The organism is Micromonospora sp. 067-2 (assembly GCF_046549295.1).
Lineage (GTDB): Bacteria > Actinomycetota > Actinomycetes > Mycobacteriales > Micromonosporaceae > Micromonospora.
On the sequence record NZ_JAJPWB010000004.1, the window covers coordinates 52,437 to 68,890 of the forward strand.

14 protein-coding genes and 1 pseudogene are annotated in these 16,454 nt (G+C 71.4%); 7 read left to right on the plus strand and 8 right to left on the minus strand.

What is annotated here, in order from left to right; all coding sequences use genetic code 11:
* Nucleotides 1-57 precede the first annotated feature (57 nt).
* The gene (locus ACLJN9_RS10030; RefSeq protein WP_410810864.1) at nucleotides 58-708 is read left to right on the plus strand and encodes an NAD-dependent epimerase/dehydratase family protein; all 651 of its coding nucleotides are present in this window, start codon (nucleotides 58-60) and stop codon (nucleotides 706-708) included.
* 47 nt (nucleotides 709-755) lie between these two features.
* On the opposite strand, the gene ACLJN9_RS10035 is transcribed toward ACLJN9_RS10030, so the two are convergent.
* Nucleotides 756-1,934, minus strand: coding sequence for a trans-sulfuration enzyme family protein (locus tag ACLJN9_RS10035; RefSeq protein WP_410810865.1), 1,179 nt, complete (start codon nucleotides 1,932-1,934; stop codon nucleotides 756-758).
* An 83-nt stretch (nucleotides 1,935-2,017) separates the two neighbouring features.
* On the opposite strand from ACLJN9_RS10035, the gene ACLJN9_RS10040 reads away from it, so the two are divergent.
* Nucleotides 2,018-2,497 (plus strand): Lrp/AsnC family transcriptional regulator, encoded by a 480-nt coding sequence (locus ACLJN9_RS10040; protein WP_410810866.1) that lies wholly within the window; start codon nucleotides 2,018-2,020, stop codon nucleotides 2,495-2,497.
* Nucleotides 2,498-2,617: 120 nt separating this feature from the next.
* Complete coding sequence (locus ACLJN9_RS10045) at nucleotides 2,618-3,613, plus strand: LLM class flavin-dependent oxidoreductase (RefSeq protein WP_410810867.1); 996 nt, start codon at nucleotides 2,618-2,620, stop codon at nucleotides 3,611-3,613.
* Between the two features lie 200 nt (nucleotides 3,614-3,813).
* On the opposite strand, the gene ACLJN9_RS10050 is transcribed toward ACLJN9_RS10045, so the two are convergent.
* On the minus strand, nucleotides 3,814-6,072 hold the full coding sequence (locus tag ACLJN9_RS10050) for a cellulose binding domain-containing protein (protein ID WP_410810868.1): 2,259 nt from the start codon (nucleotides 6,070-6,072) through the stop codon (nucleotides 3,814-3,816).
* A gap of 229 nt (nucleotides 6,073-6,301) precedes the next feature.
* Here ACLJN9_RS10050 and ACLJN9_RS10055 point away from each other — a divergent pair, with 229 nt between their 5' ends.
* On the plus strand, nucleotides 6,302-7,759 hold the full coding sequence (locus ACLJN9_RS10055) for a pyridoxal-dependent decarboxylase (protein WP_410810869.1): 1,458 nt from the start codon (nucleotides 6,302-6,304) through the stop codon (nucleotides 7,757-7,759).
* 16 nt (nucleotides 7,760-7,775) lie between these two features.
* Here the strand turns inward: ACLJN9_RS10055 and ACLJN9_RS10060 are convergent, their stop codons facing one another.
* Nucleotides 7,776-8,240 carry an RrF2 family transcriptional regulator gene (locus tag ACLJN9_RS10060; RefSeq protein WP_410810870.1) on the minus strand — a complete coding sequence of 155 codons (465 nt, stop codon included), beginning with the start codon at nucleotides 8,238-8,240 and terminating at the stop codon, nucleotides 7,776-7,778.
* A 271-nt stretch (nucleotides 8,241-8,511) separates the two neighbouring features.
* Between ACLJN9_RS10060 and ACLJN9_RS10065 the strand changes: the two genes are divergently transcribed.
* Nucleotides 8,512-9,180, plus strand: a complete 669-nt coding sequence (locus ACLJN9_RS10065) for a YceI family protein (protein ID WP_410811432.1) — start codon at nucleotides 8,512-8,514, stop codon at nucleotides 9,178-9,180.
* Nucleotides 9,181-9,228: 48 nt separating this feature from the next.
* Here the strand turns inward: ACLJN9_RS10065 and ACLJN9_RS10070 are convergent, their stop codons facing one another.
* From ACLJN9_RS10070 to ACLJN9_RS10080, 3 genes are all read right to left on the minus strand, one after another.
* Entirely contained in the window at nucleotides 9,229-10,113 is an 885-nt protein-coding gene (locus ACLJN9_RS10070; RefSeq protein WP_410810871.1) for an acyl-CoA thioesterase, read from the minus strand.
* Nucleotides 10,110-11,558 (minus strand): pyruvate kinase, encoded by a 1,449-nt coding sequence (gene pyk / locus ACLJN9_RS10075; protein WP_410810872.1) that lies wholly within the window; start codon nucleotides 11,556-11,558, stop codon nucleotides 10,110-10,112. Before pyk ends, ACLJN9_RS10070 begins: the two co-directional genes overlap by 4 nt.
* Nucleotides 11,559-11,863: 305 nt before the next feature.
* Complete coding sequence (locus ACLJN9_RS10080) at nucleotides 11,864-12,229, minus strand: YciI family protein (RefSeq protein WP_410810873.1); 366 nt, start codon at nucleotides 12,227-12,229, stop codon at nucleotides 11,864-11,866.
* 216 nt (nucleotides 12,230-12,445) lie between these two features.
* On the opposite strand from ACLJN9_RS10080, the gene ACLJN9_RS10085 reads away from it, so the two are divergent.
* Entirely contained in the window at nucleotides 12,446-13,318 is an 873-nt protein-coding gene (locus ACLJN9_RS10085) for an aldo/keto reductase (protein WP_410810874.1), read from the plus strand.
* 53 nt (nucleotides 13,319-13,371) lie between these two features.
* On the opposite strand, the pseudogene ACLJN9_RS10090 reads toward ACLJN9_RS10085, so the two are convergent.
* Nucleotides 13,372-14,151: pseudogene (locus tag ACLJN9_RS10090) on the minus strand (esterase/lipase family protein).
* A 234-nt stretch (nucleotides 14,152-14,385) separates the two neighbouring features.
* On the opposite strand from ACLJN9_RS10090, the gene ACLJN9_RS10095 reads away from it, so the two are divergent.
* On the plus strand, nucleotides 14,386-15,747 hold the full coding sequence (locus ACLJN9_RS10095; RefSeq protein WP_410810875.1) for a pentapeptide repeat-containing protein: 1,362 nt from the start codon (nucleotides 14,386-14,388) through the stop codon (nucleotides 15,745-15,747).
* A gap of 4 nt (nucleotides 15,748-15,751) precedes the next feature.
* On the opposite strand, the gene ACLJN9_RS10100 is transcribed toward ACLJN9_RS10095, so the two are convergent.
* Nucleotides 15,752-16,333, minus strand: a complete 582-nt coding sequence (locus ACLJN9_RS10100) for a TetR/AcrR family transcriptional regulator (RefSeq protein ID WP_410810876.1) — start codon at nucleotides 16,331-16,333, stop codon at nucleotides 15,752-15,754.
* Nucleotides 16,334-16,454 lie beyond the last annotated feature (121 nt).

A 16,454-nucleotide genomic window follows, 5' to 3' on the forward strand; every position in this document is an offset into this window, starting at 1 on the left:
CAAGCCGGAGCGGCAGCGCTGAGGGACACCAGGGCGACTGGACAGGGGTGGGAACAGATGCGGGTGGTCATCTTCGGCGCGACCGGCATGGTCGGTCAGGGCGTGCTGCGGGAGTGCCTGCTCGCCGACGACGTGCGGGAGGTGCTGACGATCGGCCGGAAGCCGACCGGGCAGCGGCATCCGAAGCTGCGTGAGCTGACGGTCGCCGATGTCGGCGACCTGGACGCGGTCCGCGCCGACCTGACCGGTGTCGACGCCTGCTTCTACTGCCTGGGCGTCTCCTCGGTGGGCCTCGACGAGGCCGCCTACACCAGGATCAGCTACGACTACCCGCTGGCGGCGGCGCGGCTGCTGGCCGAGGTGAGCCCGAGCGTGACGTTCGTCTACGTCTCCGGCGTCGGCACCGACTCCACCGAACGGGGCCGGGTGATGTGGGCGCGCGTCAAGGGTCGTACCGAGAACGCGGTCCTCGACCTTCTGCCCAACGGCTACGCGGCCCGGCCGGGATTCATCCAGCCGATGCACGGCATCACGTCGCGGACGCGCTGGTACCGGGTGCTCTACGCGGTGACCGGCCCGCTGTTCCCGCTGGTGAGCCGGCTCTTCCCGAACCAGGTGACCCGCACCGACCGACTTGGCGCGGCGATGCTGCGGGTCGCCCGGGAGGGTTCGCCGCGTCGGGTGTTGGCGGGCCGCGACCTGACCTGAGCCGCTGGCCCGAGCCCGCCGGCCGCGACCTGACCTGCTCAGGCCGGTCAGTCGAGCGCGGCGAGCGCGTGGGCGAGGTCGGCGCGCAGGTCCTCGGCATCCTCCAGCCCGACCGAGAGGCGCAGCAGGCCGCCGTCGGGCTTCGCGTCGCCCTCGACCGGGCGGTGGGTGAGCGAGGCGGGGTGTTGGATCAGGGTGTCCACGCCGCCGAGGGACACCGCGTGGGTGATCAGCCGGCAGGCGCCGGCGACGGCCGCCGCGGCGGGTGCGCCGCCGCGTACCTCGAAGGCGAGCAGGCTTCCGGGGCCGGCCATCTGCCGGCCGACCAGCGCCGCCGGGTCGTGCACCGATGGGTGGTGCACCCGGTGTACGGCGGGGTGGCTGGCGAGCCAGCCGGCGAGCTTCTCGGCGTTGGCCTGCTGGGCGCGGACCCGCAACGGCAGGGTCTGCAGCCCGCGGTGCAGGAGGTAGCCGCCGAGCGGGTGCAGGATCGCGCCGGTGACCGCGCGGACCTGGCGCAGTCGGGCGCCCCAGTCGGCGTCGCAGGCGACGACGCCGGCGAGCACGTCGCCGTGCCCGCCGATGCTCTTGGTGGCGCTGTGCAGCACGAGGGTGGCGCCGTGCCGCGCCGGTTGTTGCAGCACGGGGGTCGCGACGGTGTTGTCGACCAGCAGCGGTACGTCGCCCGCCGCGGTGGCGAGGGCGGCGATGTCCACCAGGTCGAGGGTCGGGTTGGCAGGCGTCTCGACGATCACCAGCGCGGTGTCCGGGCGGACGGCGGCGGCGACCTCGTCGGGGCGGGCCCAGCTGACGGTGGTGCCGAGCAGGCCGGTGGCCAGCACGTGGTCGGTGCCCCCGTAGAGGGGCCGGACGGCGACGACGTGTCGGCGACCGTCACGCCCGGCGGCGAGCAGCGCCGCGGTGAGGGCGGCCATGCCGCTGGCGAAGGCGACGGCCTGCGCGGTGCCCTCCAGCTCGGCGAGCGCGGTCTCGAAGCGGGCCACGGTGGGGTTCCACAGCCGCTGGTAGACCGAGCTGCCGCCGGCCGGGCGCAGGCCGCCGGTGGCGAGCTGCTCGTAGGCGCTTCCACCGTCGTCGACCGAGGGCAGCGGGTTGGTGGTGGAGAGATCGATCGGCGGTACGTGCACGCCGAGCGTCCGCAGGTCGTCGCGGCCGGCGTGCACGGCCCGGGTGTCCACCGTCGTCATGCGGTCAGCGTCGAACATCTGCCGGCAGTGAAGCAATGGAATGGAAGATAATTCTGTCTAATGCGCTGGCTCCAATGTTGGATTCGGGCGAGGATAGCGGAATGCCCCCTGAGCCGAACGATGTGCGGCCGCACCCAGCCCTGGACGAGGTGGATCGCGCGATCCTCACCGAGTTGGCCGCGGACGGCCGACTGCCGAACAACGCCCTCGCCGAACGGGTGGGAGTGGCGCCGTCGACCTGCCTGACCCGTACGCGAGCACTGCGCGAACGCGGGGCGATCCGCGGTTTCCACGCCGAGGTGGATCCGGCCGCGCTCGGCCTGCCGTTGCAGGCGCTGGTGTCGGTACGCCTGACCGCGCACGAACGGGCCGCCGTCGACGCGTTTCGCGCCCGGTCGGTACGGCTGCCCGGGGTGGTGTCGGTGTTCCACGTCGCCGGCGCGGAGGACTACGTGCTGCACGTGCGGGCGGCCTCCGGCGACGCGCTGCGCGACTTCGTACTGGACCATCTCGCCGTCGATCCGGTGGTCCAACACACCCAGACCAGCCTGATCTTCGAGCAGGCCCGCGGGATGGGCTGAACAGGCCCGCGGGATGGGTTGAGCAGCGGCCCGGCGGCCGGTGACATGGCCGACGAATGCCGGTCGCAAGGAACAAAACGGCCCGGCGACGGGTTGGCTCAGCGTGTGATCACCGTACCGATGTCTGTTCTTGATCTTGCCCCGGTCGCCAAGGGCACCACCGCCGGAGCGGCCCTGGAGGCCACCACCGAGCTGGCCCGCCGCACCGAGGAGTTGGGCTATCACCGGTTCTGGGTGGCCGAGCACCACAACATGCCGGCGATCGCCAGCTCAGCGCCCGCGGTGCTGCTCGCCCACCTGGCCGCCAACACCTCGACGATCCGACTGGGCTCGGGCGGGGTGATGCTGCCCAACCACGCGCCACTGGTGGTGGCCGAGCAGTTCGGCACCCTGGAGGCGCTGCACCCCGGCCGGATCGACCTCGGCATCGGCCGGGCGCCGGGCACCGACCAGGTGACCGCGCTGGCCCTGCGCCGCACCATGGAGGGCCTCTCGGCCGAGGGCTTCCCGCAGGAACTGGCCGACCTGATGAACTACTTCAGCGGCGAGCGGCCCGGGCAGATCATCGCCACCCCGGGGCGTGGCGAGCAGCCCGCCGTCTGGCTGCTCGGCTCCAGTGGCTTCAGCGCCCAACTCGCCGGCCTGCTCGGCCTGCCGTTCTCGTTCGCGCACCACTTCAGCTCGGCCAACACGCTGCCGGCGCTCGCGCTCTACCGGCAGCACTTCCGGCCGTCGCAGTGGCTGGACAAGCCGTACGCCATGGTGGCGGTCAACGCCGTCTGTGCCGAGACCGACGAGCGCGCCGAGTGGCTGGCCGGGCCGAGCGCCCTGTCGTTCCTGAAGCTGCGCTCCGGTCGGCCGGAACCGCTGTCCACGCCCGAGGAGGCGGCGGCGTACCCGTACACCGAGATCGAGCGGGAGTTCGTGCTGCAGCGCCGCGACGGTCAGGCGCTGGGTTCGCCGGAGACGGTCCGCCGACAGTTGAGCGACCTGCAGGAACGCACCGGCGCGGACGAGCTGATGCTGACCGCGCTCGTCTACGACGTGCGGGACCGGGTGCGCTCGTACGAGCTGATCGCCGAGCAGGTGGCGGGCGGCCTGCGCCGGGACGCCTGAAACACGATCTTCATGTCAGCGTCACCGCCGCGACCCGGACGGTGCCTAACGTATGTACCGGTGGTGGTACGGCATTCCCGGTCGGGACGGGTCGGGGATGCCGCGGTGTGGCGCACCGGGCCGGAGTTGAGCGGATTCCGCGGCTACGGCCCGGTGCCTGCCACCGTGGGCGACCCCTCTCGGGGCCGCCCAGGCTCAGGTCAACGCAGGTAGATGTTCGGGGTGGGCGGGGTGGCCATCCCGTTGCCGATGAAGAACCCCGGGTGCGGCGGCTGGTTGTAGGCGGTGTTCTGCCAGGCGATCGCGGTCCGATACTGCGGATCGTGCATCAGCGTGTAGATCCGGGTGCTGCTCGGCGTGGGCGTGCTGTAGATGCGCAGTGCCCGGCTGTCGCTGGTTCGCCAGATCACCTCCTCGCGCCAGTCGCCGAGGATGTCACCGGACAGCGCCGGCGTGGACTTGGTGCCGTTGTTCGACGCCACCCCGCTGCCGGTGAGCAGGCGGGTGTCGCCGCTCGTGCCGTACTTGTCGACGTGGGTGCCGTCGAGCAGCTCGCGCACCGGGTCGCCGTCCCACCAGGCGAGGAAGTTGGCCGACGACGGCTTGCGGCCGAGGCTCTGCCCCCTGGTGTTCTGCAGGCTGGAGACCGCCGCGGACCACGACTCCGCGCCGGGGCTACCCGCCCAGATGTCCGCGGAGACACCCCGGCCGTTGTCACCGGCGGCAGGTGTGGACCAGAGGATCTGACCGGTACGGGCGTCGGCGAACCAGGAGCTGGGCTTGCTGCCGTCCTCGTCGACCTTGAACACCTCGAGGCCGGCGCGGCTCGGGTCGAGGTCGCCGACGTGCAGGGCGTCGCCGTGCCCGTTGCCCGTCGAGTAGAGCAACCGGCCGTTGTCGTCGATGGTCGCGGCGCCGTAGACGATCTCCTGACGGCCGTCCCTGTCGACGTCTGCCACCGATAGCTGGTGGTTGCCCTGCCCGGCGGCCGCGCCGTTGCCCGAGGCGTTGGAGTCGAACGTCCAGCGCTTGCGCAACGTGCCGTCGCGGAAGTCCCAGGCGGCGATCACCGCGCGGGTGTAGTAGCCCCGAGCCATGATCAGCGACGGTCGCTGACCGTCCAGGTAGGCGGTACCGGCCAGGAACCGGTCCACCCGGTTGCCGTACGAGTCACCCCAGGAGGAGACCGTGCCGCGTGGCGGGTCGTAGGTGACGGTGGAGAGCACCGCGCCGGTGCGCCCGTCGAACATGGTCAGGAACTCCGGACCGGTGAGCACGTAGCCGCTGGAGTTGCGGTAGTCGGCCGACGAGGAACCGATCACCTGGCCGGTGCCCGAGCGGGTGCCGTCGGCGGTCTTCATGGCCACCTCGGCGCGGCCGTCGCCGTCGTAGTCGTACACCTGGAACTGGGTGTAGTGGGCGCCGGCGCGGATGTTGCGGCCCAGGTCGATGCGCCACAACCGGGTGCCGGTGAGGGTGTACGCGTCGACGTAGACGTTGCCGGTGTAGCCGGCCTGGGAGTTGTCCTTGCTGTTGGACGGGTCCCACTTGAGCACGATCTCGTAGTCGCCGTCGCCGTCCAGGTCGCCGACGGAGGCGTCGCTGGCGCTGTAGCTGTAGCTCTCCCCGCTCGGGGTGGTGCCGCCGGCCGGAATCTGCAACGGCACGTCGAGGTAACCGGCGCCGAACTGGAGCGCCGGCGCCGACGCGGCCTGCTCGGCCCCGCCCACGACCGCGCGAACGGTGTACGCCGAACCCGCCGCCGCGCCGCTGTCCAGGTAGTTGGTCGCCCCGGTGATCGGGCTGGAGTTGACCCGGGTGGAGCCCCGGTAGAGGTTGAACGACACGCCGGAGGTCTCGGTGCCCAGCAGGCGCCAGGAGACCAGGTTGCCGCTACCGGAGCGGACGCTGATCAGCCCCCGGTCCAGGTCCTCCATTTGCAGCGTGCCGCCCGCCGGCGGTGGTGGCGCCGTGGTGGGGGGCGGCGTGGTGGGCGGTGGGGTGCTCGGTGGCGGTGTGGTGGTGGGCGGGGTGGTCGGCGCGGCGCCGGTGCAGGTGGTGCCGTTGAGCGCGAAGCTGGTCGGCGCCGGGTTGCTGCCGTTCCACGAGGCGTTGAAGCCGAACGCGGCGCTGCCGTTGGTGGGGATCGCGGCGTTGTAGTCGACGTTGCGTGCGCTGACCTGGTTGCCGGACTGGGTGACCGTGGCGTTCCACGCCTGGGTGACCTGCTGACCGGCGGCGTACGACCAGGTCAGGGTCCATCCGTTGACCGGGTCGCCGAGGTTGGTGACGGTGACGTTGGTGCCGAAGCCGCCCTGCCACTGGTTGGTGACCTGGTAGTCGACGCGGCAGCCGGCGGCGGCGGCGGCCGAGGCGACGACGGTACCGAAGGTGCCCAGTGCGAGGGCGGCCGCCGCGGTACCGGCGAGCAGGATTGTCCGATGTCTGGACGGGTGCATGTAACTGCCTCCGGGGATCGGGGTGATCGCAGCGGTCCACCGGTCCTGCCCGGGAAGCACGGTGGACGGTCCGCCGTCGGGGCGACGGCCTGCGGTCAAATCGGGTGAAACGATTCACGAATCCGGCTCGAAGGCATCGTATGGCAAGCGCTTTCCAAAACGCAACATCGATGACCGACACTGGAAACAATTGCCTCGGCGGCCGCTCAGTCCCTTGCACCCACGCGTGATGCCTGATCAACTCGTGCGGGTGAGCGCCCCGCACATGACCCCCGACGAGTTCCGCCAGGCCGGTCACGCCCTGGTGGACTGGATCGCCGACTACTGGGCGACGCTGGAACAGCGGCCCGTCACCTCGGCCGACCCGCCGGGCACCGTGGCAGCCGCCCTGCCGGCTACGCCGCCCGCCGTCGGCGAGCCGGTCGACGCGATCCTCGGCGACCTGGACACGATCGTGGTACCCGGGCTGACCCACTGGCAGCACCCCGGCTTCTTCGGCTACTTCCCGGCCAACACCTCCGGCCCGAGCGTGCTCGGTGACCTGGTCAGCTCCGGCCTCGGTGTACAGGGCATGCTCTGGGCCACCAGCCCGGCCTGCACGGAGCTGGAGACGGTCATGATGGACTGGCTGGCTCAGCTGCTGGATTTGCCGCAGCGGTTCCGCTCGACCGGAACCGGCGGTGGGGTCATCCAGGACTCGGCCTCCTCGGCGACGCTGGTGGCCACCCTGGCCGCGCTGCACCGGGCCAGCGACGGCCGGTGGCGTGACGCCGGCATCGATCGGCGCTACCGCGCCTACACCTCCACCCACGGGCACTCCTCCATCGAGAAGGCCGCACGGATCGCCGGGTTGGGCACCGACGGGGTCCGCGCCATCGAGGTCTTCCCGGACACCCAGGCACTCCGGCCGGCCGCACTGCGCGCGGCTATCGAAGCCGACCTGGCCGCGGGCAACGTGCCCGCCATCGTGGTGGCCACCATCGGCACGACCTCCACCACCGCCGTCGACCCGCTGCCGGCGATCGGCGCGATCTGCGCCGAGTACGGGGTCTGGCTGCACGTGGACGCCGCGTACGCGGGGGCCGCCGCCGTCTGCCCCGAGCTGCGCTGGTCGCACGAGGGTCTGGAGTACGCCGACTCGTACTGCTTCGACCCGCACAAGTGGCTGCTCACCGGCTTCGACTGCGACGCGTTCTGGGTGGCCGACCGCGGTGAGCTGGTCGAGGCGCTCACCGTTCTGCCGGAGTTCCTCCGCAACGCCGCGAGCGACTCCGGCACGGTGATCGACTACCGGGACTGGCAGGTCCCGCTGGGCCGCCGTTTCCGGGCGCTGAAGCTGTGGTTCGTGCTGCGCTGGTACGGCGCCGAGGGGCTGCGGGCACACATCCGTACCGGGGTGGCGCTGGCCGACCGGTTCGCCGACCGGATCCAGGCCGACGACCGGTTCGAGCTGACGGCGGCGCACCCGTTCTCGCTGGTCTGCTTCCGGCTGCGCGCCGACGACGACGCCAACGCCGAGCTGCTGGCCCGGGTGAACCGCACCGGGCGGGTGCACCTCACGCACACGCGGGTGGCCGGCCGGTACACACTGCGGCTGGCGGTCGGCTCGCCGCAGACCACCGAGCGGCACGTCGACGAGGCCTGGGCACTACTGGGCGACACGGCCGCCGCCCTGCTCACGCCCTGACGCCAACCCCGCGTGGTCAGATCCAGGCGCGCGGGTCGGCGACCAGCTCGGTGATCCGTTGCGGCAGCGTGCCCGCGGCCACCTCGGCGACGCTGACCGACTCCAGGATCTCCCGTTCGTTGGCCCGCAGCGCGATCCAGACCTCCTGGAGCGCGCGGGCCGGGCCGTGGTAGCCGAGCTGCTCCGGACGCTGCCCGCGTACGTTGGCGAGCGGTCCGTCGATCACCCGGATCACGTCGGCCAGCGAGATCTCCTCGGCCGGGCGGGCGAGCCAGTAGCCGCCCTCCGGGCCGCGCTGGGCGTGCACGATGCCGCCCCGGCGCAGCTGCAACAGGATGCTCTCCAGGAACTTCGGCGGAATCTCCTGCGCGCGGGCGATCTGGTCTGCCGTGACCGGCCGACCCCGTCCGGGGCCACTGGCGGTTGCGGCAAGCTCGGCGGCCGCGCGGAGGGCGTAGTCGACCCGGGCGGAGAGGCGCATGCCGGCAAGGTTAGCCCGCTGCTCGGCCAGCCGGACGGCCGCCCCTCGGCCGATCGGCCACGCATCGACGAGAACCCGGTTTTGTCCCAACCAATGCCGAGGGCGCCGAGGAATGCAGATGTGGCGTCACGAACCACAGTTAGGTGGCGGCCGAACACCGGCTCCGGAGCGTCCTTATGCTGGGCGGCAAGTACGACTGTCTGACCGTTTACGCGAGCTCCGACAGAATATTGATAAACACCCGTGCGCAGCTCGGGGGGAAGGCAACACGATGACCGATATCGCGACACGCACCTGGGATGGAATGACCATCCCGGCAGCCGGCACCTATCGTCTCGATCAGGCGCACAAGCGGATCGGTTTCCTGTCCCGGCACATGATGGTGAGCCCGGTCCGTGGTGAGTTTGCCGAGGCGTCTGCGGAGATCTCGATGGCGGAGGATCCCCTGCTCTCGTCGGTGACCGCGACCATCGAGGCAGCGAGCATCAGCACGGGCAGCGCCGACCGGGACACCCACCTGACGAGTGCCGACTTCCTCGACGTGCAGCGCTATCCCACCCTCGAATATCGAAGCACGGGCATCAGGTGGACGGGCAACGAAGACCCGATCTTCACGTGGGCCCGGCTGCGGAACCATCGACTCGGGGCGCGAGGCAGAAGTCACAATGTCCCGCCCCAGCCCGAGCCCACTCCCGGACGATTCGTGCTCACGGGTGAATTGACGGTGAAGGGGATCACCCGGGCCGTCGACCTTCAGGTGACCTTCGGTGGTGCCCGTCGTGATCCGTACGGGCAGGACATCTTCGGATTCAGCGCGACGGCGGAGATCAACCGCGAGGACTACGGTCTGATCTGGAACGTCGTGCTCGACAGTGGCGGAGTTCTGGTCGGCAGGACGGTGCAGATCGACATCGCCGGCGAGGCCATCCGTCAGCCATGACGGATGGCCACCCGACCGGTCAGCCGTGCCGGGCCGGGGCCGGCAGCCTCACTCGCCGACGCGGCGGAGCAGGCCCTCCTGGACGGCGCTGGCGATCTGCCGGCCGTCGGTGGTGAACATCCGGCCGGTGGCCAGCCCCCGCGCTCCGGACGCCGACGGGCTCCAGCAGTCGTAGAGGAACCACTCGTCGGCGCGGAACGGCCGGTGGAACCAGAGGGCGTGGTCGAGGCTCGCGCCGACCACGCCGCCGGGGCCCCACACCTCACCGTGCACGGAGAGCACCGAGTCCAGCAGGGTGAGGTCCGAGGCGTAGGTGAGCGCGCACGCGTGCAGCAGCGGGTCGTCCGGCAACTTGCCGTCGATGCGCATCCAGACCCGCTGCTGCGGGTCGGCGGGCCGGTCCCCGGGACGGACCCAACCGGGCTCGCCGACGTAGCGGACGTCTATCGGACGCGGGATCTGACCCCAGATGCCCAGCCGCTCCGGATAGCGGGAGAGCCGGTCGCTCATCGTCGGCACGTCCTGCGGCGCGGGCACGTCCGGCGGAGCCGGCGCCTGGTGGTCCAACCCCTCCTCGGCGCGCTGGAAGGACGCCGACATGAAGAAGATCGGCTTGCCGTGCTGGAGCGCGACCGCGCGGCGGACCGAGAAGGACCGGCCGTCGCGGATGTTCTCCACCTGGTACTCGATCGGCTCGGCCGGGTCGCCGGGACGCACGAAGTAGCCGTGCAGGGAGTGCACGAACCGCTCCGGATCGACCGTACGGCCGGCGGCGACCAGGGCCTGGCCGGCGACCTGGCCGCCGTACACCCGCTGCGGGCCGACCCGGGGGCTCATCCCCCGGAAGGTCATCTCCCCGGTCGGGTCGAGGTCCAGCACCTCCAGCAGCTGATCCACCGCCGCCTGGCCGACCGCGACCCGGCCGTCGCTCACTGCAGCGCTCGCGCCGACGCCGCGTCGACCAGCGAACCGAGCTGGTGTACGCGCAGCGTGTTGGTCGAGCCGGGGGTGCCGGGCGGGCTGCCCGCCACGATCACCACGTAGTCACCGGGGTTGGCCCGGTTGAGGCCGAGCAGCGCCTGGTCGACCTGGCGGAACATGTCGTCGGTGTGCTGCACGAACGGCATGAGGAAGGTCTCCACGCCCCAGGTCAGGGCGAGCTGGTCGCGCACCTCGGGCACCGGGGTGAAGGCCAGCAGCGGCAGGTCGCAGTGCAGCCGGGACAGCCGCCGGACGGTGTCACCGGTCTGCGAGAAGGCGACCAGCGCCTTGGCGTTGATGGCCCGGGCGATCGACGAGGCGGCCACGGTGAGCGCGCCACCGTGGGTGCGCGGGTCGTGCTGCAACCGCGGCACGCCGATCGAGCCGGACTCGGTGGTCGTCACGATCTTGGCCATGGTGCTGACGGTGAGCACCGGGTACTTGCCGACGCTGGTCTCGCCGGAGAGCATCACCGCGTCCGCGCCGTCGAGCACCGCGTTGGCCACGTCGGAGGCCTCCGCCCGGGTGGGGCGGGAATTCTCGATCATGGAGTCGAGCATCTGGGTGGCCACGATGACGGGCTTCGCGTTCTCCCGGCAGAGCTGCACGGCCCGCTTCTGCACGAGCGGAACCTCGTCCAGCGGCATCTCGACACCGAGGTCGCCACGGGCGACCATGACGCCGTCGAAGGCCAGCACGATGGCCTCGAGGTGCTCCACCGCCTCCGGCTTCTCGACCTTGGCCAACACCGGCCGGAACACGCCCTCCTCGGCCATGATGCCGTGCACGAGCTTGATGTCCTCGGCCGAGCGGACGAAGGAGAGGGCGACCAGGTCGACACCGAGGCTCAGGGAGAAGCGCAGGTCCTCGGCGTCCTTGTCCGACATGGCGGGCACGCTGACCGCCACGTTGGGCAGCGAGACGCCCTTGTTGTTGGAGACCGGCCCGCCCTCGGTGACCAGGCAGCGGATGTCGTTGCCGGTGACGTCGGAGACCTCGACGGCGACCCGGCCGTCGTCGATCAGCAGCCGGTCACCGGGCTTCACCTCGTGCGGCAGCTTCCGGTAGGTGCAGGAGACCCGCTCCTTGGTGCCGACGATGTCGTCGCCGGTGATCACGACCGAGTCGCCGGTGCGCCACTCGTGCGGGCCGTCGGCGAACCGGCCGAGCCGGATCTTGGGGCCCTGCAGGTCGGCGAGGACGGCCACCGGCTTGCCGGACGCCTCGGATGCCTCCCGGACCAGTCGGTAGACCGCCTCGTGGTCGGCGTGGCTGCCGTGGCTGAAGTTGAGCCTGGCCACGTTCATACCGGCCTCGACGAGGCCCCGGATGCGCTCCGGGGACGAGGTGGCGGGACCAAGGGTGCAGACGATCTTAACGCGGCGTGTCACGCCCATCAGGCTAGTCTCTCCTTCAGGTCGGACTCGGGGCCGACCCCTTGCAGGCAGCGGAACATCTGTCCAACGACGCGCGGTGCGCATCGGGCCGGCGGGTGCGAACCGCACCGGGAAACTTGTGGCGACGGGCATCGGCGACCGCGCGCCGGGAATCGTACGCCTTCTCCGGCGCCCACCCTCGGGGTGCTCCCGCCGGCCGCTGGATCGCAATGTCCCACCGTCGGCAGAGTTGGTGGGCGCGACCGTAGCACCGGCGGGTTGCCGACCGCCGTCACCATCGCGACAGGCGCCGCTGGCTCGATCGGTCAGCTCTGGGTCTTGACCAGCGGAAACTCCAATGACCCAGCCGGGCAGAGGAACGTCAGCACGTCCAGCCGGTAGAGCCCGGCCTGTACCGCCGGGTCGGCCTCCAGCACGCTGCGCACATCCTCGACGCTGCCGGTGCGGGCCAACCCGAAGCCGATCGGCGGCTCCGGGTTGCTGGTCGTCCCGTCGATGGAGCCGGCGACCAGGATGATTCCGCGTCGCTGCAACGCCTGCATGTGGTCGGTGTGCTCGGCCTGCAAGCGCTGCACGGTCTCGGGAGGCAGGACCCGTCCGGCCGCGCCGGGATAGATCACGACGCACTCGTACGTGTCGAGCGCGAAGTCGACAGGCGGCACTCCCGCCATGGGTGCTCCCTCCGCCGTCGGCCGGGGAGAAGGCGCCGGCCGGGCTACCCGAGCCGGCGTCACCGGCACGGGCCCAGCGTCGCACGCCGGCGGCGGTCGCACCGGTCGCTCCGGACAATCCCGCACGGGCAGCGGTATGGACGATCGGTTTCCGGGGGATGATCACGTGGTGGTGGATGTTTCCACCGCCGCGACGACACGATTGGGGATCCGCGTATGGCGACCGACATCGGCAAGCAGCCCGCGAAGGCTTCGGGGACGTACCGGATCGGGGGTGACGTCACCGTCAACCGGCTCGGTTACGGGGCGATGCAGATCACCGGGCCGGGCGTCTGGGGCGACCCGAAGGACCCGGCCGAGGCGCTCCGGGTGCTGCGCCGGGCGGTGGAGCTGGGCGTGACGTTCATCGACACCGCCGACTCGTACGGGCCGTTCGTCTCCGAGCTGCTGATCCGCGAGGCTCTGCACCCGTACGCCGACGACCTGGTCATCGCGACCAAGGGCGGTTTCACCCGGGGCGGCCCGGGTGTCTGGCGTGCGGTGGGCCGCCCGGAGTATCTGCGCCAGCAGTGTGAGCTGAGCCTGCGGCACCTCGGCCTGGACTCCATCCCGCTCTACCAGCTGCACCGGATCGACTCGCAGGTGCCGCTCGCCGACCAGCTGGGCGAGCTGGCGCTGTTGCGGCAGGAGGGCAAGATCCGGCACATCGGCCTGTCCGAGGTGAGCGTCGCGCAGATCGAGGAGTCCCGCTCGATCACCTCGATCGCCTCGGTGCAGAACCTGTACAACCTCGCGAACCGCGGTGCCGAGGACGTACTCGAGTACTGCGAGAGCAACGACCTCGCGTTCATCCCGTGGTACCCGATCGCCACCGGTGAGCTGGCCCGCCCGGGCGGGCCGCTGGACGCGATCTCCAACGCGCACGGTGCGACGCCCGCGCAACTCGCGCTGGCCTGGCTGCTGCGCCGGTCGCCGGTGATGCTGCCGATCCCCGGTACGTCCTCGGTGGCGCACCTGGAGGAGAACGTGGCCGCGGGCGACGTGCGGCTCACCGACGACGAGTTCGAGGCGTTGTCCGAGGCGAGCTGACCCGACCGGGTGGGCGCGGGTGGTCCCGGCCGGGACCACCCGCGCGGACCGGGTCAGAGCGCGAGGCAGTTGGGTCGCACCGGGCCGTCGACCAGGGCCTCGCGCACGATGGTGTACGCCGTGCCGTCGAGCACCAGGCCGAGGTGCCCGACCACCCGCAGCGGGCAGTACGCCTGGATCAGCACGTTGGTCGCACCGTCGTTGACGGCGGCGTTTCCGGTCGGCCGGACCAGCTCGTCCTGGATCGTGCGGATGGTGGTGTAGCGCACCGCGCCCGGGGTGTCGTCGCCGGCGTTGAGGTCGGCGAGGAAGGCCGAACCAATGGTCATCTGCTGGCAGGCCACGATGCCGGCGCAGCTGCCGAGGCCGAGGAACGCCACGATGTTCGCGACGTAGGTGCCGTACTGCGGCGAGCCCAGGCTCACGTACCGACCGATGGTGGCGGTGCCGCCGAGCCGTTTCAGGTAGTAGCGGGCGACCAGGCCGCCCTCGGAGTGGGCGACGACGTCCACGGTGGCCGCTCCGGTGCTGGCGCGCACCTGCCCGACGTAGGTGGCGAACGCGCGGGCAGAGGCGGGGATGTCCCCGAGGCCCAGCTGAGGCAGTTCTTAGACGAAGGTCCGGTAGCCGTCGGCACGAAGCCGGGCGGCGATCGGTTCGTACGCGACGGCGACTCCGCTGAGCCCGCCGACCACGATGACCGGATTCGCCGCCGCGGCGGCGGCAACGGGAGTGGCCACGGGAGTGGTGGGAGCGGCGGTCGCCGTGGCGGTGGACGCGAGCAGGGCGGCGGTGGCCAGGGACAGGACGAGGGCGGTCTTTCGGAGCAGCATGGCTGCACCTCCGGGGGGAGGCACCCGGCGAGCCGGGCAGGTGGGTGAGGTGTCCGGTCGACCGTGCGACGATGATGCCCGCAACAATTTAGAAACGTCAATGACTTGTTACGTGCCGGTAACCCGTTGTTCCGCCGGGGGCGCAAACCGGCATTCCGTCGCACTCCACATCGGATGTTCTGGCGGCCGTCCGCACTCCCCCGGCCTCCCGCCGGCGGATGGCATGCTGTGGCCGTGGCCGCCGACGAACCTCCCGAGCGCCAACTGCGGGTGATGCCCTGGTGGCTGGTCCTGTTCGGCCTGCTGCTCGCCGCAGCCCTGGGTTGGCTGGTGCTGGACCTGCTGCTCACCGAGGCCGACCGGGCCACCCAGCCGGACACCCGCGCCACGCTGCGCATCGACGCGATCCGCACCGGCCTGACCGTGGTCGCCGGCACCGGCGGCGGTCTGGCGTTGCTGCTGGCCGCCCGTCGACAGTGGATCGCCGAACGCGCGCAGCGGCACCAGGAGGGCGTGGCCGCCCGGGACCAGGCGCACCGGGACCGGGTGCAGGGGCACACCGAGTCGGTTGCCGAGGCCGCGCAGCGGCACCAGGATCGGCAGTCCGTGGCGGCCGAACACGACGCGGCCGAGCGCCGGCTGACCGAGCTCTACACCCGCGCGGTCGAACTGCTCGGCAACGACAGCGCGGCGGTACGCCTCGGCGGGCTGCACGCGCTGGAACGACTCGGGCAGGACAATCCGGCGCAGCGGTCGACGATCGCGGCGGTGCTCTGCGCGTACCTGCGGATGGCGGCGCCGGACGACGAGCCGCGCGAGACGGAGGTCCGCCGCACCGCGCAGCGGGTGCTCACCCGGCACCTGCGCGCGGACGACGACTCGACCTACTGGCCGAAGGTCGTGCTGGACCTGACCGGCGCACGGCTGGTCGACTTCGATGCCGCCGGGTGCACGCTCGTCGACGCGGACTTCACCGGGTCGGTGTTCACCGGCGTGACCAGCTTCGCCGACGTGACCGCGCGGGGACGCCTCGCCCTCGGATCGGCGGTCTTCGACGACGTGACCTTCGACGATCTCTCCGCCGACGCGGAGGTCGTGCTGGACGGCGCCCGCCTCGGCGGCCTGGCGAGCTTCGAGGGCGTCGACTTCGGCGGTGGCCTGTCGTGCCGACGGTCCAGCCTCGCCGGCCCCACATCATTCCGCCGGGCAACCTTCGATCGGTCGACCAGCTTCGACGCGACCCGGTTCGAGGACTCCACCGTGTTCGAGGGGACCGTCTTCCACAGCGGCCTGTCGATGGAGCACACCGAGTTCGGCGGCCCGGCCAGCTTCCGCGCTGCCCGGTTCGCGGACATGGCCCTGTTCCGCTGGACGATGTTCGGCGCGGAGGCGCTGTTCGAGCGGGCCGAGTTCACCGACGCCGCGAACTTCGGCCGGGCCCGGTTCCACACCCTGGCCAGCTTCGACGACGCTCAGTTCAGCCGGCAGCCGCAGGTCGACCAGGCCAGGGCGGCGGTCGGGTCCAACCACGTCTGGCCGGCGGGGACGGTGGTCGAACGGCTCGACGACGAGTGGCTGCTGCTCGTCGACCGTTGAGCGTTCAGCGCGTGGTAGCCGCGGGCCGCAGGCCGTCGAGGGCGACGCCGAGCACCCGGTCACGCTGGTCGGTCGACGGAAACTGGGCCATGGTGAGGCCGCTGATCAGGCGCACCACGTCGTCGAAGCTGATGTCGGCACGGACCACCCCGGCCGCCTGGGCGCGGTGCATCATCGGCTCGCCGGCGACGTAGATCTCCGTCCGGCAACTCCGGAAGATCTCCGAGTCGCGCAGCAACTCCTCGGCGAGCGCCCGCTTGGTGGCCACGTACGCGACGAACCGGTGCAGCCACGCGACGAGGGAATCCCACGGGGGCAGCTCGGCCAGGTCGGCGGCCGACCCGCTCAGTGCCCGGACCTCTTCGACGTAGACGGCCTCGAACAGCTCGCGACGGTTGGCGAAGTTGCGGTAGAGGGTGCCGATGCCGACGCCGGCGCGGCGGGCCACGTCCTCCAGCGAAGCGGACGCGCCGTTGTCGGCGAATGCCTCGCGGGCGGCGACCACCAGCGCGTCGTAGTTGCGGCGCGCGTCGGCTCGCTTGGGTCGGCGGGTGAAGACCTCGGGCACCTGCCCCGTGCTGGTCATGACGTGCGTCACCTCATCCTGGTTGCATCCGGAGGCAAGCCTCCGCTAGCTTAGTGGAGGCACCCCTCCGGAATGACCGGAGCCTTGCCTCCGGTTAGCTTACCTCGGGACCGCTCGATCC